The organism is Acinetobacter sp. KH_038, from assembly GCF_057839405.1.
On the sequence record NZ_CM174489.1, the window covers coordinates 1278395 to 1299926 of the forward strand.

Annotated in this window: 23 protein-coding genes; 13 read left to right on the forward strand and 10 right to left on the reverse strand. The window is 44.1% G+C overall.

The features are described from left to right. The first annotated feature begins 109 nt into the window (after window positions 1–109). Window positions 110–1333, forward strand: a complete 1224-nt coding sequence (gltS, locus tag AC3IT7_RS05995) for a sodium/glutamate symporter (protein WP_489249738.1) — start codon at window positions 110–112, stop codon at window positions 1331–1333. A 171-nt stretch (window positions 1334–1504) separates the two neighbouring features. Here the strand turns inward: gltS and AC3IT7_RS06000 are convergent, their stop codons facing one another. After that, window positions 1505–2368, reverse strand: coding sequence for an alpha/beta hydrolase family protein (locus AC3IT7_RS06000; protein ID WP_489249739.1), 864 nt, complete (start codon window positions 2366–2368; stop codon window positions 1505–1507). A 117-nt stretch (window positions 2369–2485) separates the two neighbouring features. Between AC3IT7_RS06000 and AC3IT7_RS06005 the strand changes: the two genes are divergently transcribed. Then, on the forward strand, window positions 2486–2944 hold the full coding sequence (locus AC3IT7_RS06005) for a hypothetical protein (RefSeq protein WP_489249740.1): 459 nt from the start codon (window positions 2486–2488) through the stop codon (window positions 2942–2944). Window positions 2945–3039: 95 nt separating this feature from the next. On the opposite strand, the gene AC3IT7_RS06010 is transcribed toward AC3IT7_RS06005, so the two are convergent. After that, entirely contained in the window at window positions 3040–3258 is a 219-nt protein-coding gene (locus tag AC3IT7_RS06010) for a hypothetical protein (protein ID WP_004645284.1), read from the reverse strand. Window positions 3259–3840: 582 nt separating this feature from the next. Then, a complete protein-coding gene (gene brnQ, locus AC3IT7_RS06015) occupies window positions 3841–5127 on the reverse strand; it encodes a branched-chain amino acid transport system II carrier protein (protein WP_489249741.1) in 1287 nt (428 codons plus the stop codon). A gap of 350 nt (window positions 5128–5477) precedes the next feature. Between brnQ and map the strand changes: the two genes are divergently transcribed. Then, on the forward strand, window positions 5478–6272 hold the full coding sequence (map, locus tag AC3IT7_RS06020; RefSeq protein WP_489249742.1) for a type I methionyl aminopeptidase: 795 nt from the start codon (window positions 5478–5480) through the stop codon (window positions 6270–6272). 248 nt (window positions 6273–6520) lie between these two features. On the opposite strand, the gene AC3IT7_RS06025 is transcribed toward map, so the two are convergent. The 4 genes from AC3IT7_RS06025 to AC3IT7_RS06040 all read right to left on the reverse strand — a co-directional run bounded on the left by AC3IT7_RS06025 (window position 6521) and on the right by AC3IT7_RS06040 (window position 9737). Beyond that, complete coding sequence (locus AC3IT7_RS06025; RefSeq protein WP_489249743.1) at window positions 6521–7420, reverse strand: LysR substrate-binding domain-containing protein; 900 nt, start codon at window positions 7418–7420, stop codon at window positions 6521–6523. Window positions 7421–7498: 78 nt separating this feature from the next. Continuing rightward, complete coding sequence (locus AC3IT7_RS06030) at window positions 7499–8221, reverse strand: SIR2 family NAD-dependent protein deacylase (protein ID WP_489249744.1); 723 nt, start codon at window positions 8219–8221, stop codon at window positions 7499–7501. A gap of 19 nt (window positions 8222–8240) precedes the next feature. Then, entirely contained in the window at window positions 8241–9170 is a 930-nt protein-coding gene (locus tag AC3IT7_RS06035) for an alpha/beta fold hydrolase (protein WP_489249745.1), read from the reverse strand. Window positions 9171–9200: 30 nt separating this feature from the next. Beyond that, the gene (locus AC3IT7_RS06040; protein ID WP_489249746.1) at window positions 9201–9737 is read right to left on the reverse strand and encodes a PadR family transcriptional regulator; all 537 of its coding nucleotides are present in this window, start codon (window positions 9735–9737) and stop codon (window positions 9201–9203) included. A gap of 165 nt (window positions 9738–9902) precedes the next feature. Here AC3IT7_RS06040 and AC3IT7_RS06045 point away from each other — a divergent pair, with 165 nt between their 5' ends. From AC3IT7_RS06045 to AC3IT7_RS06055, 3 genes are all read left to right on the forward strand, one after another. Continuing rightward, window positions 9903–11927: a 2,4-dienoyl-CoA reductase FMN-binding domain-containing protein gene (locus tag AC3IT7_RS06045; RefSeq protein WP_489249747.1), complete on the forward strand. Its 2025-nt coding sequence runs from the start codon at window positions 9903–9905 to the stop codon at window positions 11925–11927. A 140-nt stretch (window positions 11928–12067) separates the two neighbouring features. Continuing rightward, complete coding sequence (locus AC3IT7_RS06050; RefSeq protein WP_489249748.1) at window positions 12068–12478, forward strand: nuclear transport factor 2 family protein; 411 nt, start codon at window positions 12068–12070, stop codon at window positions 12476–12478. A gap of 70 nt (window positions 12479–12548) precedes the next feature. Beyond that, window positions 12549–13661, forward strand: a complete 1113-nt coding sequence (locus AC3IT7_RS06055) for a YheT family hydrolase (RefSeq protein ID WP_475654352.1) — start codon at window positions 12549–12551, stop codon at window positions 13659–13661. 55 nt (window positions 13662–13716) lie between these two features. On the opposite strand, the gene AC3IT7_RS06060 is transcribed toward AC3IT7_RS06055, so the two are convergent. Then, entirely contained in the window at window positions 13717–14151 is a 435-nt protein-coding gene (locus AC3IT7_RS06060) for a hypothetical protein (protein WP_489249749.1), read from the reverse strand. Window positions 14152–14377: 226 nt separating this feature from the next. Between AC3IT7_RS06060 and pyrG the strand changes: the two genes are divergently transcribed. From pyrG to AC3IT7_RS06095, 7 genes are all read left to right on the forward strand, one after another. After that, window positions 14378–16018, forward strand: coding sequence for a CTP synthase (gene pyrG, locus AC3IT7_RS06065; protein ID WP_475654354.1), 1641 nt, complete (start codon window positions 14378–14380; stop codon window positions 16016–16018). Between the two features lie 31 nt (window positions 16019–16049). Beyond that, on the forward strand, window positions 16050–16907 hold the full coding sequence (gene kdsA / locus AC3IT7_RS06070) for a 3-deoxy-8-phosphooctulonate synthase (protein ID WP_489249750.1): 858 nt from the start codon (window positions 16050–16052) through the stop codon (window positions 16905–16907). Window positions 16908–16969: 62 nt separating this feature from the next. After that, window positions 16970–18259, forward strand: a complete 1290-nt coding sequence (gene eno / locus AC3IT7_RS06075) for a phosphopyruvate hydratase (RefSeq protein ID WP_489249751.1) — start codon at window positions 16970–16972, stop codon at window positions 18257–18259. A gap of 7 nt (window positions 18260–18266) precedes the next feature. Continuing rightward, window positions 18267–18659 carry a septum formation initiator family protein gene (locus tag AC3IT7_RS06080; protein WP_475654356.1) on the forward strand — a complete coding sequence of 131 codons (393 nt, stop codon included), beginning with the start codon at window positions 18267–18269 and terminating at the stop codon, window positions 18657–18659. Further along, window positions 18628–19341, forward strand: coding sequence for a 2-C-methyl-D-erythritol 4-phosphate cytidylyltransferase (gene ispD / locus AC3IT7_RS06085; RefSeq protein ID WP_489249752.1), 714 nt, complete (start codon window positions 18628–18630; stop codon window positions 19339–19341). Before AC3IT7_RS06080 ends, ispD begins: the two co-directional genes overlap by 32 nt. A 99-nt stretch (window positions 19342–19440) precedes the next feature. Next, on the forward strand, window positions 19441–20580 hold the full coding sequence (gene rodA, locus AC3IT7_RS06090) for a rod shape-determining protein RodA (protein ID WP_475654358.1): 1140 nt from the start codon (window positions 19441–19443) through the stop codon (window positions 20578–20580). 216 nt (window positions 20581–20796) lie between these two features. Beyond that, window positions 20797–20937 carry a hypothetical protein gene (locus tag AC3IT7_RS06095; protein ID WP_489249753.1) on the forward strand — a complete coding sequence of 47 codons (141 nt, stop codon included), beginning with the start codon at window positions 20797–20799 and terminating at the stop codon, window positions 20935–20937. A gap of 174 nt (window positions 20938–21111) precedes the next feature. Here AC3IT7_RS06095 and AC3IT7_RS06100 read toward each other — a convergent pair whose 3' ends face one another. Continuing rightward, window positions 21112–21414, reverse strand: a complete 303-nt coding sequence (locus AC3IT7_RS06100) for a cyd operon YbgE family protein (RefSeq protein WP_489249754.1) — start codon at window positions 21412–21414, stop codon at window positions 21112–21114. A gap of 3 nt (window positions 21415–21417) precedes the next feature. Next, window positions 21418–21519, reverse strand: a complete 102-nt coding sequence (gene cydX / locus AC3IT7_RS06105; RefSeq protein ID WP_004278713.1) for a cytochrome bd-I oxidase subunit CydX — start codon at window positions 21517–21519, stop codon at window positions 21418–21420. Window positions 21520–21532: the final 13 nt, after the last annotated feature.

Here is a 21532-nt window from a genome sequence, read left to right on the forward strand (position 1 = left end):
AAAATAAAGAGTTAAGTAAAGCCAAAGTTGAACAGAATTACATTTTTATAGCTGAAAATTCCCCCTATTTTTGTTAAAAAATGAACAAAATAAAGGGGATATAGATTGAATGAATTATGAGCTAGATGCTTTTTTGACAATTGTCATCGCTGTATTTGTCTTATTTATAGGTTATTTTGTTGTTAACAAGATTTCCATTTTAAAAAAATACAATATTCCAGAACCAGTGGCAGGCGGTTTAGTAGCTGCGATTGTGACCTTTATTCTATTTAAAAGTTCTAACATTACCGTAAATTTTGACCCCAATATCCAGCAAATCTTTATGTTGATGTTCTTTACTTCGGTAGGCCTGAGTGCAAGTTTGGGTAAACTCAAAGAAGGTGGAAAATCGCTTATTTTGTTTTTGGGTTGTGTCGTCGTCTTTGTACTTCTGCAAAACGTCATAGGCATAAGTCTGGCCACAGCTTTAGGACTTGATCCACTGATCGGTCTTATTACCGGCTCGGTGACGCTTACAGGTGGACATGGTACAGCGGGTGCGTGGGGAATAGTATTTGAGCAAGAGCATGGCATTCAAGGAGCGGTTGTTCTGGGAATGGCCAGTGCCACTTTTGGTTTAGTTATTGGTGGAATGATGGGCGGGCCAGTGGCCAAGTTCCTGATCCGTCGTTTTCAGCTGGCAGAAGAATTGGCACCTACCTCAGGTCGTAATGAAGCACCACCTTCATCTGAAACGGCACCCTTTGAATATCCTGAAAAAACCCGTTTAATCACTGCGGATGATGCGGTAAAAACCATGGGGATGTTCGCAATCTGTATTAGCTTTGCCTATTTCATGACAGAATTTGCACGGGGACAATGGTTCGAGTTGCCAACATTTGTCTGGGCACTGGCATGTGGTGTGATTTTGCGTAATAGCCTGGAAATGATCTTCAAAGTTGAATTGTTTGACCGTTGTATCGATGTATTCGGCAATGCCTCATTGGCACTGTTTTTATCCATGGCACTGATGTCATTACAACTCTGGTTACTGGCTGATTTGGCCGGGCCTTTGGTGATTATTTTATTGGTTCAAACCGTGGTACTGGCGCTGTATTTATACTTTGTGACGTTTAGGGTTATGGGTAAAAGCTACGATGCCGCAGTATTGTGTGCAGGTCAATGTGGCGTAAACCTGGGTGCAACCCCAACAGCCATTGCCAATATTCAGGCGGTAACCAATACTTATGGACCATCACATAAAGCTTTCCTGATTATTCCACTGACAGGTGCTTTCTTTGTCGATATTGTCAATGCCATCGTGATTCAAGGCACGATCGGATTCTTTGGATAATTGTTTTGCCAAAAGCTGCTCAATGAGTGGCTTTTATTTATATCCAGATATTAAAAAGCCCCATGGTTAGGGGCTAGTCGTATATAGGTCAAGCCCATATACTGTAAGAGGCTCATCTCAAACTGAGCGTATTAAAACATAGCAACTGTCAAATAACCATCTAAATCTGATTTAAATCGCCAACTGTTGTTCAATCACTGGCCATAAATTCTGATGCGATTTCTTAAACATTAGCATATGACCAATGCTTTTATGCGCATAATTGCCAGGTTTCAGCTCGAGCATTTGGGTTTCTGCATTTGGGTATAAACGCAGCAAATCCTTGACATTGGCCTCAGTCGCAATTTCATCATCCGATGACCAGAGCGAGATAATCGGGCAGGTGATTCGGGCATGGAAGTCTGAACTTGGTGGCAGTGTTTTGCCGATTGCATTCATGACATAACCCGGCTTGCTACAGAACTGTGCCCATTGCCGTGCCACATCCTTAGGCAGGTTTTCGCCCATGCCAATGGCTTGAGTTGGCCCATAGCCTTTACTTATGCGGGCCAGCGGGAAAATCAGATGAAACATGACCGGTGCAAGCAGTTTGGTTTTGCCCTTGAGTCCTTTGATGTGTCCGGTTGAGCCAGACACCGCCACCACTTTCGCGACTTTATGATAATTCGGAACAATCCCCAAAAGCTGACCGCCAGCACTATGGCCCAGCAAAAGTACTTTTTCTGCCTCTGTACGCGCCAATAAGGCATCAATCGCAGCCGGAATATCCAGTTGACCCCATTGCACGATGCTGGCTTTGGACTGTTTCAAAGGGCCTACGAGTGAATCACCAATTCCCCGAAAATCAAAGACCAGAACAGCATAGCCTTGCGCTTGCAGCCAGATGCAGAAACGATGGTAAAACTGTTTGGTAATACCGGTCGCCGGACAGATTAATACGGGAAATTTCTTGGATTCTGAAGTGGCAGCATAAAAACGTGCACTCAAGCGATAGCCATCCTGACACTGTAGAGTCAATGTTTCAAATTCAGACATACGATACACTATGATTTTAGCTTCCTGATGAAGCTTTAACTTTATACAGTTTTTAAAGTGATGCTGATGCAAAGCATGACTTAGAAGTCAGTAAAATAATAAATATGGAATCATTTTATGCAAGCAATGGAACTGGATCTGGCAGTTAAAATCGCCATTATTTTTAGTGGAATATTCTTGTGGGTCGGGATGTTTACCGGCGTCTGGAAATACTGGCAGATACGTCAATCACCGCAGTCACGCGCCCATTATTATGTTGATATTGCCCATCGCAGCAGCCTGCTGTATGCACCGGCGACTTTAATTCTGGCGGTTCTGGCTTATTATTCCGATTTTTCCAGTAGCGTGAACCTGATCTGCGTATTGCTAAATATCGGATTTTTCGGCTTTTCAATTGCGGCTTATATGCTGCATGGCTTTTTGCAGGATACCACCAATCAGTTTAAACGGCCGCATCAACTGGGGAAATTTCATTTACCTGGCAGTTTGATGACTCTAGCAATGCTGGGTCTGATTGTCGCAGAACTTGGAGGAACAGGAGTTTTGATTTACGGGGCATTTTCCATATTATTTTAATACTTTTTTATATCTGAAATGATTGAAAATTAATTCTTTTTTTCACCAGATGGATGACTGGCCAAATCATCCATCTGGGCTAATTTAAAATTTGATTATCGGTATTTCTGGTCTATGGCAGCCCAGAGGAAAAAGGCAGCTGAGACTATCAGTGCATAACCAAAGTATTCAAGTTTTAAATTACCTTGAATTAAGCAATGGACGGTTAAAGTCAGCATGAGTGCAAAAGTGGTGCATATAAATGTCACCAGATTGGTGTTGTTGGCTTTAAGAGCGTCAATGAAGACTTGCTTGTTGAAATGTAATGATAACATCTCCATCCCTCCCATTTATTTATGTTATTGAAGACTAAAGCAGATTAAGCTAGTCAGAATTGAATATACAGTTGTACTGCTTAAACTCAGCCTTTGCAACCACTGCAATGCGCTTTCAGGGTGAAAAAGGCCTTCTTTAGTCGTATAACCACATAATCAATTGATTAATAATGCATTATATATTTGACTCACCTCCAGCAGAATTATCGAAACAATAGTCAGCAATCCTGTACTGCGACCCGATAGAAAGTGCAAATTTTACGCCAAAGATGTGTGGTCTTAATCAACAAAGTGTAAGACTGTGTATAGGTCGGAGGGCAAGATGGTGTAAGTCGGCAACAACAGGTATCTAAAAGCTGGAAATTCAAGATTTTGTTTATATTTATATTAAAAATGACTTTGTTTGAGCGCATGCATTGCGCATTATTTCTAGCGCAAGTACAGATCTTGGCATACAGCAGCGATGTGATTTTCTCGATAAGAAACAATAAAAGTCCGTTTGGGTAAAACCTGACAATTATTGATCACAGTAAAACCGGATTTTGGGTAAAAATACGATTTTTATCAGACAGCCTGGAAAGATTAGTTTCTGATGCGGTCAATTACAGCTGTAATAAGCAATACAATCATGGACGGGATAAACCAGGCCAGATTCTGTTCTGAAAGAGGTAAGTTTTGCAGGATGGCAGGTAATTCAAAACCAGCGACTTTTAATCCGTCAAAAACACCGAAAATGAATGCTACCAGGGTCACTGGTGCAATAACATGAGACGGTTTTTTGAAGAAACCGGCGCAGAAGCTCAGCAGAATGACACTAATCGCAGGCGGATAAATCGCACTCAATACGGGAACCGAAACCGCAATCAGCTTGGTTAAACCCAGGTTGGAAATAAGCAGTGAGAAACCGACCAGAATAAATACAAAAACCTTGTATGGGATCTTTGTCAAGCTGGAGAAATATTCCGCACAGGCACAGGTCAGACCAATCGCAGTGACCATACAGGCAATGAAAATCATGCCAGACAGGAAATAAGCACCCAGATCACCAAAAGCATGTTGTACATAGGCATGCAGGATGATCGCACCATTGGCTGCATTTGGTGCAATTTCATGGCTACCCAGTCCAAGTTTAAACAGACTTAGATAGACCAGTGTCAAACCGATACCAGAAATAATGCCGGCAATGACCGCATATTTGGTAATCAGTTTTTTATCGCTTACACCACGTGAGGTAATGGCTTTCACAATCACAATACCGAAAACCAATGCACCTAAAGTATCCATGGTCAAATAACCATTCACAATGCCTTCAGTTACTGGACTGCTGATGTAATTATTAATCGCTGCCGGTGGATTGCTGGCAGGAATCATCACGGCTGCCACACCTAAAATCAGCAAAGAAATAATTTTAAGTGGCGACAGGAAATAGCCCACAGTATCCAGAATCTTGTTTGGATATAACGATATCACGGTCACTATAGCAAAATAGATAATGCTATAAATGAGCAGGCTGCCAGATTCATTGCCAAAGTAGGATGAAAAACCAATTTCATAAGAAACCGTGGCAGTACGCGGTGTTGCAAATAAAGGGCCAACCGCCAGGTAACACACCACAGTCAGCAAAATGCTGGCTGTTTTACCAAGAGGAGAGCTAAGCGCCTGAATCGAGCCTTCAACGCGCGACAAAGCAATAATAGTGATTACAGGCAAACCGACCGCAGTGATCAGGAAGCCGAAGGCAGCCAGCCATGCATGTTCACCGGCCTGTTGAGCCACAATGGGAGGGAAGATAATGTTGCCCGCACCAATAAACAGTGCAAAGGTCATAAAACCTAGGGCGACAATATCCCGGGTACGTAGACTTGTCATAAAGGGAGATCAATCGACCAAAAGAAAGAGATTTTAGTGTATATGTCCAATTTTTTGGAGTTTATTTTGAGGCCAGAAGCCTTGATTCTATTGGGTTTGCGGATCAAAAAACATGTTATCCAAACTTTGGTAGAAATATATAATTGATAATTCTTTGGAAAATATCTTTTTCTTTATAAATTTATAAGATGTCTGGAATAGCGATTAAAATATGTCATTTATTGTTTGTATAAATAATCAACAGTAGAAATTCTGATTTACAGAAAAATTACCAGCCCCCAAGGCCACAACGACGACATATCTAACAGAAAAGGGACTATAATTCACGGATTCATAGTGAGGATAGGTATATGCGAGCTCCAGCGATTAGTCTTAAAACTGAGCAAGATGTGGAAAAACTGCGGATATCTGGGCGTTTGGCTGCAGAAGTTTTAGCGATGATCGGGGAGCATGTCAAGCCAGGTGTCACGACTGAATATTTGGATGATCTCTGCCATGATTTTATCGTAAATACTCTGCAGGTCACACCGGCCAATATTGGCTATTATGGCTATACCAAAACCACCTGTATTTCGCCAAATGAAGTGGTCTGTCATGGTATTCCTTCAGCGGAAACTGTGTTGCAGGATGGCGATATTATCAATATTGATGTCGCAATCATTAAAGACGGTTATTTCGGAGATACCAGCCGGATGTACTATGTCGGAACACCTTCTCCAGAAGCCAGACGTCTGGTCAATACCACTTATGAGGCTATGGTCGCCGGTATCCATGCAGTCAAACCAGGTGCTACCTTGGGTGATATCGGTTATGCGATTCAAAGCGTGGCACATCGTGAAGGCTATTCGATTGTGCGTGAATATTGTGGTCATGGCATCGGCAAGGTTTATCATGAGCAGCCGAATATCCTGCATTATGGTCAGCCGGGTCAGGGGATCAAGCTGGTGCCAGGCATGGTATTTACCATTGAGCCAATGGTAAATATGGGCAAAGCCCGCGTTAAAGAGCTGAAAGATGGCTGGACGGTCGTCACCACAGATAAATCATGGTCTGCACAATGGGAACATATGATCTATGTCACCGAAACCGGATTTGAAGTGTTGTCACCATGGCCTGAAGGCACAGGTGAATATCCGGAAATTTAATACCGTTCCAGATATATCCTGCGAGAAGGTTTTCACTTACAGAATTTACAACTTAAGGGTTTTGATTGACAAAAACATACAAAACACTATCGTAAAACAGTGGTTTAAGCTGGTGATACTGGTTAAGATGATTATCAGTTACAAAAGTTTCCTTTTTTATTCACTGTGCTGTAGTGAACCTTATCTCTAGCTCATTTTTCCCCAAGAATGAGCTATTTTTTTTCCAGATATTGAATAAGAATAGGTATTTAGCTACGGTTTAATTCAGCCACCAGATAATCAATAAAGACCCGCACCGCAGGCAACAGGCCACGCCGGGAAGGATAAACTGCGTGGAAAATACCATGTGGAGCCTTCCAGTCAGGCAGAACCCGTACCAGTTCGCCGCTTGCAATATACTGTTGCACTACGTTATCGGGTAATAAAGTAACGCCGCAACCCGATGTTGCCAGTTGGGCCAGCATGTTCAGATCTGACCCCAGCACAGTCGGGCTAACCCGGATTTTCTTTTGTTCCTGCTGTTCATTTTGTAAGGTCAGATATTGTTCAGTATGGTCTTCTGCCATACTCAAAATTTTGTGCTCGGCCAGTTGTTCCGGAGTTTTTAGCTCGCCAAACTGATTCAGATAACCCTGACTGGCAAATAGATGCTGTTCAATTTTTTCGAACTGGCGGATCACCAGATTCGGGTCATCATCCAGGCTGGAGCGTACCCGCAGTGCTAGATCACAGCCTTCATTGATAATGTCAACCTTGCGATTGGTGACCATCATCTGAACTTTGATTTGTGGATATTGCTTGAGGAAGTCTGGCAGGATTCTGGCGATTTCATTCTGGGCAATCGAAACCGGCAAACTAACTTTAATCGTCCCGCGCGGTTCAGTGCTGAGATGATCGACCAGATCATGGGCTGCCTGTGCTGCATTTAACATGACTTGAGCATGACGGTAAACGTTCATACCGATATCGGTCACGGCAAAATGACGCGAACTACGCTGAATCAGGCGAACACCTAAACGTTCTTCCAGATTATGTACCCGGCGGCTGAGTTTGGATTTCGGAATGTCAGTGGCACGTTCGGCTGCACTGAAGCCACCGTGCTCGACCACCTGTGCAAAGCAGTAAAAATCATCAAGATCAGTCAGCATTCCCAAATTCCATTTATGCAACAATCTGCTGATTAAAAATTGATTGTTGCGCTCTGTCAATCAAAAGTATCGGGAAATTTATTTCCGCTGAGATGTTGATAGCCGGTTGCCTAGTAACTGACTGAGCTGTTGCATGCCTTGAGTGGCTGTTTGAGCAATTTTGTGAAATTGTGGCGGCAGTTGTTGCTGATCTGCTTGGGGGGCAAGGTAATAGGCCTGACACGATACCGGAATCTCATGAATCAAACCTGCCACAGGGTAAACTTGCAGACTGGTACCTATCACCACAAAAATATCAGCATCCTGAATGCATGCTTGTGCCTCGGCATAGGCAGGAACAGCCTCCCCAAACCAGACCACGTGTGGGCGCAGCGGATAACCTGCCTTGCAAAAGTGCTGATTTAAATCGAGCTCGGCACCATCGACCGGATAAAATTCCTCAGTATTCTGTGCATCTGGACCTGAGGTTTTGGCCAGACGGATATTGCCATGCAGATGAATCACTTTGCTGCTACCGGCACGTTCATGCAGATCATCGATATTCTGGGTAATGACATGCACATCATAATCCTGCTCCAGTTCTGCAATCAGTACATGGGCAGCATTTGGCTCTGCCTCCAGAATGTTTTTTCGGCGTGCATTGTAAAAGCGCTGTACCAGTTCCGGATCTCTGGCCCAGGCTTGTGGAGTCGCGACATCTTCAATCCGGTACTGCTCCCAAAGGCCATCACTATCACGGAAGGTATTGATCCCGCTTTCTGCGCTCATACCGGCACCTGAAAAGACCACCAGTTTTTTCATTGTTCTTGCTCCTGAATATTTAAACTGCCGAAGTACCAGGTGAATTTTCTTTCAAGAAGGTGCTGAGTTCTCTGGCAAATTTTAGCGGCTCAGTCAGCAAGGGTGCATGACCTGATTTGCTGAAAATTATTTGTTTGGCCTGAGGCAGGCTTGCTGCAATCAGGCGCTGACCTTCAACCGGATAAAGTTTGGATTGCGCGCCGCTAAAGAAAGTCACCGGACATTGCAGTTTGCTCAATGTCTCACGGTAATCATCGCGATGATGGAGATAATTGTTGATATACCAGGCCATATAATCCACACGATGCGAGGGAAGTAAAAGTGTCTGTAAATGAGGGTGATTCAGCGCAAACTCAAACAGCTTGAGGCTGTATCTATGATTGTTCTGTAATTGAATAAAACGCAGCCATAATGTAGCGATCTGTTGCCGCACAGATTGATCCAGTTCACGCAGCATTTCAATCTGCTGGTGTTGAGCCAGTAAGATAGAAAGCTGCTGTAAAATTGCCATAAACTCGTTATGCTTCGGCCCGAACAGCCCAAAGGCCCAAGTGTCATCTACCGATATTTTGGGAGTCTGATCAATATGCAAATATGCCGTAATCCGTTCGGCAAAAGCATCGGCATGCAGACCATGCATAAATGTAGTTGCACCCATAGAGTAGGCAATTACCATGAGTCGATCGAGCTTAAGCTGATCCAGCACTGAGCATACATCCTGCCAGTGGCAGTTAATTGCATTCGGATCGGGTGGAATTTTACAGTCCCTGGACGCCCCAAAACCACGCCATTCCGGAATAATAAAGCGAAACCTGTTTCTATGCGGATATAAAAAGGCGGCCCATTGCCAGCTTAACATGCCCAGACCAGACAACACTAAAACCGGTTGACCCTGGCCGTATTCACGTACAAACAGCTGTTCGCCGTCCGGCATGTGATAAAAGGGCATGAGTATTCTCCTTGTGTTTATCCTGACAGTTTATGCAAACTGTCTGAGTCGCGGAATCACGGTTTCCAGCCAGTGAATCCAGCCAATTTCCTGATCAATACCCAGTTGCAAAATCATTTTGTGAATATATAAGGTACGATCATTTTCATCGGCCCGAGCAAAGTCCTTAGCAAAAATCTGCTGATAAGTCCGGAGTTTTTCTTTATGCAAAACCAAATGTCGTTCCAGTTCCGGTAGTGTGTTGTTGCCACCGAGCTGTGCTTCAGCACGTAAGCGTACCATCAGTTCTTCGCGCAACTGTGCTGGCGGACTTTGCTGTAGCATCCAGTGGGCCAGTTCTTCACGTCCAGGGCGTTCAACCTGATAGGTCTTTTTACGTGAATGTGCATCATCATCTTCCAGCGTTGAAATCCAGCCCTGTTTTGACATGGCATTCAGTTCTCGATAGATTTGCTGGTGGGTCGCATTCCAGAAAAAGCCCATCGAGCGGTCAAAGCGACGCGCCAGCTCAATTCCGGTACTGGGTTTTTCAATCAGGCTGGTCAGTAGCACATGCGATAAAGACATAAACGTCTCAAAAAAATGACTCGGGATTATTATGCAACATGTTGCATAAAAATCAATTCTGACTTATAAATTAGTGCAACAAGTTGCATAAAGTTGCTCAGTCCCCACAATGATCTGATCAGCTGAATAAAAATAGCCAGCACATCAGCACGCTAAGGAGTTGAAATGTCTAAATATCCGAATTTACTTGCCCCGCTTGACTTGGGCTTTACCACACTTAAAAACCGGGTGCTGATGGGTTCGATGCACGTTGGGCTGGAGGAAGCACCGGGTGGTTATGATCGGATGGCAGCATTTTATGCAGAACGTGCCAAAGGTGGCGTGGCCTTAATCGTGACGGGTGGTATTTCGCCTAATGATCATGGAGTAACCTTTCAGGGTGGCTCCAAGCTGGATAGCATTGAAGAAGCCGAAAAGCATAAAGTGATTACCCAGGCGGTACATGAGGCAGGCGGGAAAATTGCCCTGCAAATTTTGCATACGGGCCGTTATTCCTATCAGGCCGAAAATGTCGCACCCTCTCCGATTCAGGCACCAATTAACCCGACCAGGCCACATGCCTTAAGTTCGGCAGAAGTCCAGCAAACCATTGATGACTTTGCCAACTGTGCCAGACTAGCACAGTATGCGGGCTATGATGGTGTCGAGATTATGGGTTCGGAAGGTTATCTGATTAATGAATTTATCGCAGCACGAACCAACCATCGTGATGATGAGTGGGGCGGCAGCTATGAAAACCGCATTCGGTTTCCGATCGAGATTGTACGCCGTACCCGTGAAATGGTCGGTGAAAACTTTATTATTATCTATCGTCTGTCAATGCTGGATCTGGTCGAAGGTGGCTCCAGCTTAGATGAAGTGGTACAACTGGCCAAAGCGATTGAAAAGGCCGGTGCCACGATTATCAATACCGGAATTGGCTGGCATGAAGCACGTATTCCGACCATTGCCACCAAGGTGCCGCGTGCAGCCTTTACCTGGGTGACGCGTAAGCTCAAAGGTCTGGTTAAAGTTCCTCTCATTACTTCTAACCGCATCAATACACCTGAAATGGCTGAGTATGTACTGGCTTCCGGTGATGCTGATATGATCTCTATGGCGCGCCCAATGCTGGCTGACTCTGAATTTGTACTGAAAGCAGAGCAGGGTCGTAGTGATGAAATCAATACCTGTATTGGCTGCAATCAGGCCTGTCTGGACCATATTTTCTCGATGAAGATTGCTACCTGTCTGGTCAATCCACGGGCCTGTTATGAAACTGAGCTGATTTTTAAGGATGTGGCAGAAGCAAAAAATATTGCTGTAATTGGGGCAGGTCCTGCCGGTTTAAGTTTTGCAGTTTATGCTGCGAATCGTGGGCATCAGGTTACGGTCTTTGATGCTGCTGCACAAATTGGCGGGCAGTTTAATATCGCCAAAACCATTCCGGGCAAGGAAGAGTTTTATGAAACCTTGCGCTATTTTAAACGTCAAATCGAGTTGCAGCCCCGGATCAAGTTAAAGCTGAATCATACCGCCAGTTTTACTGAACTTGCTGCTTCGGCATTTGATGAAATTGTGGTGGCAACCGGTGTTACACCGCGTCAACTGGATATTTCCGGAATTGATCACCCTAAGGTCTTGTCCTATCTTGAAGTGTTAAAAGAGCGTAAACCGGTGGGACAGCGTGTGGCGATTATTGGTGCGGGCGGGATTGGTTTTGATACTGCAGAATTCCTGAGCCATACAGGGGAAAGCGGGAGTGTGAATCCGGAAAAATTCTATGATGAGTGGGGCATCGACACTAAATATGATCAGGTCGGTGGTTTAAAGACGCCTGTCCTGGAAAAATCATCACGTGAAATTTATTTATTGCAACGCAAAGCCGCTTCTGTCGGTTCGGGTTTGGGCAAAACTACCGGCTGGATTCATCGGACAGGACTTAAACACCGTGAGGTAAAAATGATTGCGGGTGCCAGCTATGACAAGATTGATGATCAGGGCTTGCATATTAGCGTCAATGATAAGCAGATGGTTTTAGAGGTGGATAATGTCATCATTTGTGCCGGTCAGGAATCTTATACTGCCATGTTTGATGAACTGCAAGCCGCGGGTAAAAGTGTACACCTGATTGGTGGTGCCAAAGAAGCGGGTGAGCTGGATGCCAAACGTGCCATTCGTCAGGGTGCTGAACTTGCAGCGGTGATCTGAAAATATTAAAAACTGCTTTTTCCCTCTCCTTTATTAAAGGAGAGGGGAAAATCGGTATAAAAAGTGTTATCTCCCTCTCCCTTTGGGAGAGGGTTGGGGTGAGGGAGATTAATTTTTTAATAACAAAAAAGGAACCAAAAATGAGCATCGAAACCACAAAAAAATCCCTTGCACGCTGGCATGCGATGTTAGACACCCGCGATATGTTGATCTTGAACGAGTTGCTTGCCGATGAAGTTGTATTTCGCTCACCGGTGGCTTTTCATCCTTATCCCGGCAAACAGGTGGTGTTTTTTATTCTGAGCAATGTGATCCAGGTCTTTGAAAACTTCACCTATCACCGTGAATTTATAAGTGAAGATGGTAACAATGTCGTACTTGAGTTTTCTGCTCAGGTAAGCGATAAAAAACTAAAGGGAGTTGACATGATTCAGTTTAATGAAGAAGGACAGATCATTGATTTTGAAGTGATGATCCGGCCTAAGTCTGGACTTGAAGCTTTAGCCTTAGAAATGGGCCAGCGGATGCAGTCATTCCAAGTTAAAACTTAATTCGAATTATTGATTCAAGTCGGCATGAAGTTTGTAAATCACATCTAGTACAGCTAGAGGGGGATAACAGATGAAAATGTTGCTTAAAAAATTGGGTCAGCTTTCCAGTGAATATCTGGATCGTTTCAGTGGCGCTGATGAGCCGACTCTTTATTATCATCCCAATGGTGTTTTTTCCGGATTAATTGAGCGTTTACCACAGCTGCAACAAAAATATCGTCCTACGCCGTGGTTAGCCAATGCACACGCACATATCCTGTATTTGGATCTTATTAAAAAACATACCATTAAACTTAAATATGATGTACTCGAACAGCTGAAAATGTCGGATGGCGGAATTACTGGTATTGCCTGGTATGGGCTAGATCTGCCGGCAAATACGCCGACCATTATTTTATTGCATACCATTACCGGTTCTCCAGAGTCGATGCGCGAGCTGGTGCGTGATCTGTACAAGTACACTGGCTGGCGCGTGGCCTTATGTCTGCGCCGTGGCCATGCCGATTTGCCGATGCCGGTGCCTAAAATGAACCTGTTCGGTTCCACCCAGGACTTGCGGGAACAGCTGTTATATATCCAGGATAAATTTCCTCGGTCTGATCTTTATGGGGTGGGATCTTCTGCCGGCACCGGCTTACTGGTACGTTATCTTGGAGAAGAAGGCGAACAGACGCCACTTAAAGCAGCTTTTGCCTTATGTCCGGGCTATAACACCGAAACCGGATTTGCCTATGTACATCCATTTTATAGTAAAGTCATGGCCAAAAAGCTGATCAAACGCTTCATTCATCCTTATCAGGAAACCTGGCAGATCTATCCTTCCTGGAAGCAATTACTGGAGGTGAAAGACTTGTCTGAATTTGAACAGCGCTATTATCAACTGGCCGGATTTGCAGACTATGAAAGTTATAGCAAGGCCACCAATCCCATTTATGTATTTGAAAATATCAAAGTTCCATTGATGATTTTAAATGCTGAAGATGATCCGGTGTGTCATATCCAGAATCTGGAACCTTATAAAGACAAAATCCGGGCGATGTCGAATATCATGGTCATTACCACCAAAAAAGGCAGTCATTGCGGATTTTATCAAGGTCTGATGCAAACAGAATCCTGGGCTACCCGATTAATGGCAGACTATTTGATTCATTTATCTCGTACTTCTGCACCAGCATCCGTTTAAGGAATGATATAAAAAACCCAGCAAAAGCTGGGTTTTTTGATGAATGATCTACTAATTAATCAAGCGCTGGCATGGCTGCAGCAATAGCATCTGCCACGGCATCTTCTTCAGACTTGTTGGAGTCAGCATTTGATTTAGGCGCCGCTGCAGGTTTTGCAGGTTCCTGAACAGGTGTCGGTTCTGACGGCGCTTCTGCTGGAGCTGGTGTGGCTTCAACAGGTTCAGGCTTCTTCACTTCACGACGGATTTCAGTGGTGGTATTGGCGGTCTGTTCACGCTGAATTTCGACAGTTGTTTCTGGTACTTCCTCAGTTACTGCTTCTTCCACAGGTTCAAGCGGCTCAAATTGTGCCGGTTCAGGTGTTACAACTTCAGGTGCTGGATTAACTTCAACTTGTTCTTCTTCTTTAGGTGCTTCTTTTTTTACACACGCAGTCAATGTCAGGCCAGTCAGGATTACGGTACAGATTAAAAGTTTCTTCATCATCATTGCATCAAACAGAAAAGTGTGGAGGGGATTACACTATTATAGCAGCAAATTACAAGATAGAAATCATATGAACTTACTGTAATTTTTTATCGGAATTGCTGTTAGAATAGTCAATTGTTTATTGTTCTTTGAATTGATGCGGATTGACTTTGCTTTATAGGTACAAGGTAAAGTAAAATTGCGCAACATTGCAGGCCGATTTAGGCTCGATTGTACGAGAAACCCAATGACCCATTTTATTTTCGTTACTGGTGGTGTAGTTTCATCACTAGGTAAAGGTATTTCAGCTGCTTCTGTCGCTGCACTTTTAGAAGCTCGTGGTTTAAAAGTGACCATGGTAAAAATGGATCCATACATTAATGTCGATCCAGGGACGATGAGCCCATTCCAGCATGGCGAAGTTTTTGTTACAGAAGATGGTGCTGAAACAGACTTAGACTTGGGTTACTACGAACGTTTCTTGCGTCGTGCGAAAATGACCAAACTCAATAACTTCACATCAGGCCGTGTTTACCAGGATGTTCTAAACAAAGAACGCCGTGGTGATTACCTCGGTGGTACTGTGCAAGTTATTCCGCACATTACTGACAACATTAAAGAACGTGTCCTGCGTGCAGGCGAAGGCTATGATGTTGCGATTGTAGAGATCGGCGGTACAGTAGGTGACATTGAATCTCTCCCATTCATGGAATCTGTACGTCAGTTAATGGTTGAACTTGGTCATAAACGTACCATGTTAATGCACTTAACGTTACTCCCATACATTAAGTCTGCAGCAGAATTAAAAACCAAACCAACACAGCACTCTGTTAAAGAACTTCTGTCGATTGGTATTCAGCCAGACATTCTTATCTGCCGTACCGAGTACGATGTAGATGCCGATACTACGCGTAAGATTGCATTATTTACCAACGTTGAAGCACGTGCAGTTGTGGTATGTAAAGATGCACGTTCGATCTACCAGATTCCACGTACTTTCTATGAACAGAATGTTGATGATTTAATCTGTGAACGTTTTGGCTATAACGATCTTCCTGAAGCGGACTTAACCGATTGGGATAACGTGGTAGAAGCTTTACTGAATCCGGAATACACGGTACGTGTTGCGATGGTAGGTAAATATGTTGAACTTCCAGATGCATATAAATCTGTGAATGAAGCACTTCTACATGCCGGTATTCAAAACCGTGTCAAAGTTCAGATTGACTATGTCAATGCTGAAGAACTTGAAAGCCAGGATGTTGCAGAAGTATTGAAAGATGCTGATGCGATTCTGGTTCCAGGCGGTTTCGGTGAACGTGGTACTGAAGGCAAAATGCAGGCGATTAAATTCGCACGTGAAAACGGTGTACCTTTCCTTGGAATCTGTTTAGGCATGCAGTTGGCTGTAATCGAATACGCACGTAATGTTGTGGGTATTGCAGATGCAACCTCGACTGAATTCAACCGTTCTACCAAGTCTCCATTGATTGGCTTGATCACTGAATGGTTAGATGAGCGCGGCGAAGTTCAACAGCGTTCTGCCGATTCTGATCTGGGCGGCACCATGCGTCTAGGTGCACAAAAATCGGAACTGGTTGCAGGCACAAAAACAGCCGAAATCTATGGTTCTGAAGAAATTATCGAGCGCCATCGTCACCGTTATGAAATGAACAACCGTTATATCCCACTGCTTGAAGAAAAAGGCATGAAGATTTCTGGTTATTCACCAGTACAACATTTGGTGGAAACTGTTGAAATTCCTGCACATCCTTGGTTCGTTGCAGTACAATTCCACCCGGAATTTACCAGCTCGCCACGTGATGGTCATCCATTGTTTGCCGGTTTTATTGATGCTGCGAAAAAACAGTATCAAAAAACCAAATAATTGATGTTAGGACACAACTAGGGAAGTTTAAATGTCGCAATTAAAACCACAAGAAATTGTACGTTTGGGCGATATACAAATGGCAAATCATTTGCCATTTGTATTATTCGGCGGAATGAATGTACTTGAGTCTAAAGACCTGGCTTTTGAAATCGCAGAGACCTATGTCGATATCTGTACACGTTTGGGTATTCCTTATGTGTTTAAAGCCAGCTTTGACAAAGCCAACCGTTCCAGCCTGAACTCGTTTCGTGGCCCGGGCCTTGAAAAAGGTCTCGAGTGGTTAGCTGACATTAAAAAACACTTTAATGTGCCGATTATTACCGATGTGCATGAGCCGTACCAAGCGGCTCCTGTTGCAGAAGTAGCAGACATTATCCAGCTACCGGCGTTTTTAAGCCGGCAGACCGATCTGGTTGAAGCCATGGCAAAAACTGATGCCATCATCAACATCAAAAAAGCACAGTTCTTAGCGCCACATGAAATGCGTCATATTCTGCATAAGTGTCTGGAAGCAGGAAATGACAAGCTGATCATTTGTGAACGTGGTTCGGCATTTGGCTATAACAATCTGGTTGTAGACATGCTTGGCTTCGACATCATGAAAGAGATGAATGTGCCGGTGTTCTTTGATGTGACGCATGCGCTGCAAACCCCAGGTGGCCGTGCAGATTCGGCTGGCGGTCGTCGCTCGCAAATCACCACATTGGCGCGTGCCGGTATGGCAACAGGACTTGCAGGATTATTCCTGGAAGCGCATCCTGATCCGGAAAAAGCCAAGTGTGATGGCCCATGCGCATTGCGTATGTCTCAACTTGAGCCTTTCCTGGCACAGCTAAAAGAATTGGATACCTTGGTTAAAGGTTTCGAAAAGTTAGACACCCATTAATTCGATACATTGATGCGTCTTTTTTGACGCATCATTTTTATTAATCAACTGAGGAATTGTTCATGAGCCAAATCGTTGACATTCGTGCACGTGAAATTTTGGACTCTCGTGGTAACCCTACCATCGAAGCAGACGTAATCTTAGCATCTGGCGTAGTTGGCCGTGCATGTGCACCATCTGGTGCTTCAACTGGTTCTCGTGAAGCTTTAGAACTTCGTGATGGAGATAAAGCGCGTTACTTAGGTAAAGGTGTTAAAACTGCGGTCAACAATGTCAATACCTTGATCCGTGATGCTTTACTTGGTAAATCTGTATTCGAGCAAAAAGACATCGACAACACGATGATCGCGCTTGACGGTACTGAAAACAAAGAAAAACTGGGTGCAAACGCAACACTAGCGGTATCTTTGGCTGCTGCGCGCGCTGCTGCTGAAGAACAAAAAATTCCTTTGTTCCAATATATTGCGAATCTTCGCAATAACTCAATCCTGACTATGCCTGTACCAATGATGAACATCATCAATGGTGGTTCACATGCAGACAATAACGTTGATATTCAAGAGTTCATGATTGAGCCGGTAGGCTTCACTTCATTCTCTGAAGCTTTACGCGCTGGCGCTGAAATCTTCCATTCTTTAAAATCAGTTTTAAACAAAAAGGGTTTAAACACTGCTGTTGGTGATGAGGGTGGTTTTGCACCGAACCTTCGTTCTAACGAAGAAGCAATTACTGTAATTCTTGAAGCAATTGGTCAAACTGGCTACAAAGCAGGTTCTGACATCATGCTTGCGCTGGATTGTGCATCTTCAGAATTCTACAAAAATGGTCAGTACATTCTTGCAGGCGAAGGCAACAAAGCGTTCACCAGCAACCAGTTCTCTGACTACCTTGCAGGTCTTGTAAATCAATACCCAATTATCTCGATTGAAGATGGTCTGGACGAGTCTGATTGGGAAGGTTGGTCTTACCTGACGTCTATCCTTGGTGACAAGATCCAATTGGTAGGTGATGACCTGTTCGTTACCAACCCGAAAATCTTGCAACGTGGTATCAACGAGAAAGTGGGTAACTCAATTCTGATCAAGTACAACCAGATCGGTACCTTGACTGAAACTCTAGATGCCATCTATCTTGCGAAAGAAAATGGTTACTCTACTGTGATTTCACACCGTTCAGGCGAAACTGAAGATTCGACTATTGCGGATCTTGCAGTAGGTACAGCAGCAGGTCAAATCAAGACCGGTTCACTTTGCCGTTCTGACCGTGTAGCGAAATATAATCAGTTACTTCGTATTGAAGAATTGACTAATGCTGCATATCGCGGTAAAGCTGAGTTTAAAGGTTTGAACTAAGCGACTTATGTCAATGTTAAATGTATTCGACTCGACTGCGAGTAAAGTACTGTTGGGCCTTGCGATCATTTTGATCGCAGGGTTTCAATATTTATACTGGTTTGGTGAAGGTGGTTATCATGATCATCAGCAGCTGACCCAGAAAATCCAGCAGCAAATGGAATTGAATGATGAGCTGAAAGAGCGTAATCGCGTTCTGGCGGCCGAAGTTTATGATTTGAAGAATGGTATTGAAGCCATCGAAGAACATGCGCGTTTAGATCTGGGCCTGATCAAGCCACGCGAAACTTTTATTCAAATGAGCACGATCAGTACTCAATATAAACCTATTTATCTTAATCCAAATTCGAATGTAGACCTGCGAACCAATGAGTCACCTGAGCCAACAAACACCCCATAAATTATGGGTTATTCTTCCAGCTGCAGGTTCGGGTAGCCGTTTTTCCAAAACAGAACTCAAGCAATATCAGATGATTCAGGGACGAACCGTGCTTGAACATACGGTTGCACGTCTGAATCAATTGCCCTTGACGGGTTATGTGCTGGCGATTGCTGAGCAGGATAATGTGGCAAAAACGCTGCCATTTTCCAGTCTGGAAAAAGCGCATTTTTGTCTGGGCGGCGCAGAACGGGTCAATTCAGTGTTGAATGCTTTAAACTATTTATCTGAAATAGCATCTGAAAATGATTGGGTACTGGTACATGATGCGGCACGTCCCTGCGTTAGTCTGGACTGTCTGCAACAGCTGGTCAATACGGCGATTACACAGGATCGGGCGGCAATTCTGGCAATTCCGGTAAGGGATACCTTAAAGCGTGTAATCAGCGATTTTGATATTCAGGAAACGGTAGATCGTTCAATGCTCTGGCAGGCGCAAACGCCACAAATGGCTAGGTTGGGTAGATTAAAACACGCGATTGAACAAGCTTTGCAAGAGGGCGCCACCATTACAGATGAAGCCAGCGCACTGGAACATATTGGTGAAAGCGTCAGTGTGGTACAAGGGCGTTCCGATAATATCAAAATTACCTATCCGGATGATCTGGAGCTGGCCAGGCTGATTTTACAGGCTCAGGCTTAAAAATATATTTGAATAAAAGTACAATAAAACCGGTTAGAGCAATCTATTCTCTGTAGCTTTCACTTATAATTTTGCCATTATTTTTTTTATCTTTTGCCAATGATACCTTCACAGCAGTATCGGTTTTTACGTCATGCCTTGCGCGATGGACGTAGTATTAACCCGCATGATTCTTCCCGGTGGACCAAGTTGCATCTTGACCCCTGGTTGTTATGCTTTCTGATCCTGAATGCAATTTTGGGTTTGATGGTGGTCTATAGCGCCACCTCTGAAGACTCTGGCATGGTGGTGCGTCAGGCGATCAGTTTCGGCATTGGTTTTGTGTTGCTGTTTATCTGTGCGCAGGTGCCGCCGAAAGTCTATCAGGCGATCAGCCCATACCTGTATGTCTTCGGTATATTCATGCTGCTTCTGGTGTTTGTGATTGGTGAAAAACGCTTGGGGGCAACGCGCTGGATCACATTGCCGGGTATTGGCAGTATGCAGCCGAGTGAAGTGATGAAATTTGCCATGCCCTTGATGATGGCCTGGTATTTTGCCAGAAAACCTTTCCCACCGAAGTTTCTGGATATTGTCGGGGCATTGGTGATTCTGGGTGTGCCTTTTGTACTGGTGGCACTCCAGCCTGACTTAAACATTGGTCTGGTAATTCCAGGTATTTTTGTTTTATTTTTAAGCGGGATGTCGTGGCGTCTGATTGCCGGGGCGGCGGCAGCAGTGGCTGTGGCAGCACCGGTTGCATGGATGTTCGTGCTACAGGAGTATCAAAAGAAACGTATTACCACGCTATTCGATCCCGAATCGGATGCTTTGGGGGCGGGCTGGAATATCATTCAGTCCAAGATTGCCATTGGTTCAGGTGGTTCTACAGGCAAAGGCTATACTGAAGGCACCCAATCCCATTTGGGTTATCTGCCCGAGCATCATACCGATTTTATTATGTCGACTTATGCCGAAGAATTTGGTTTTATTGGTGTGTTTCTGCTATTCAGTTTATTTACTGCGATTATTATTCGTTGTCTGATGATTGGACTCAACAGCTTTCATAACTTTGGGCGTTTATATGCCGGGGCGATAGGGCTGACATTCTTCTTTTTTGTATTTTTAAACTCAGGCATGGTAAGCGGGATTTTACCAGTGACTGGAGATCCATTGCCGCTCATGAGTTATGGTGGAACGGCGGTGATTTCTATGCTTGCAGGAATGGGCATTGTGATGTCGATTCATACCCATCGTTAACGCATATGGGGACAACAAATTTTGAAAGTCAGACCGGTTCTGGCTTTTTTATTGCCTGCAGCTTTATGTTATACATATTTAATTACTTAGATTAATAAGATGCATTTTTATATTTTGGGGGAAAGTATCAGGAAGTTAATCGTCGTACTTGAAATGATGGTGCTATCGGTTTCAGCAGGGGCTTAATCACTGAGCCAGCATGAATTTAAGGCACAGGTGAAACAGCATTATGATTCACTTGAATTAACGTTGGCGCAACTCAATGCACCTGTCGATCAGATGGAACATCCATCTTTAATGATTGCCAAGGCGTGTGAATATACAACGGGTTTGAAGCAGTTAAAAGCAATTCTCTGAACAGAATTTAGCTCTTGCTGCGGCACAAAGTGAATTGCAGTTTGTCAGCGTTCTGGATGCACAATTCAAACAATCACTTGACGCCTTAGGTACTACCTATCAAACAGGCTGCATCGCGCTCAAAACATATAGTCAATAAAAAAGCCCTCAATTGAGGGCTTATCGTCTTAAAACTTAACTGAGGAACCAGGTGTAATAGCCCCAGATCATTAACGGCCATGCCAGAAATGGACTGAACAGCCATTTCCAGAACCAGTGGCGAGGCGCAAAACCGACACCATGGACAAAGCCTCCAGAAATGCCAATCATGATATACATCATGGCACTATGACTATATTCACCGTTGGCATCCAGCATTGCAGCTGGATGCACCAATAACACTGCTGCGAGAGGAAAGGCCAGAAGGCAGGAAATCATCATCGCAAATTTATTCGGTTTTCGATCAACAATCCGGGTTTCCATCGCAACATCTGTCATGTTTTATTCCTCATCTAAATCTTGGTGTTGTTCCATGTAAATTGCAGCAATCACACTGGCAAAACACGCCATCAGTACACCCAGAATCCAGGCAAAATACCACATAATTTTGTCTCCT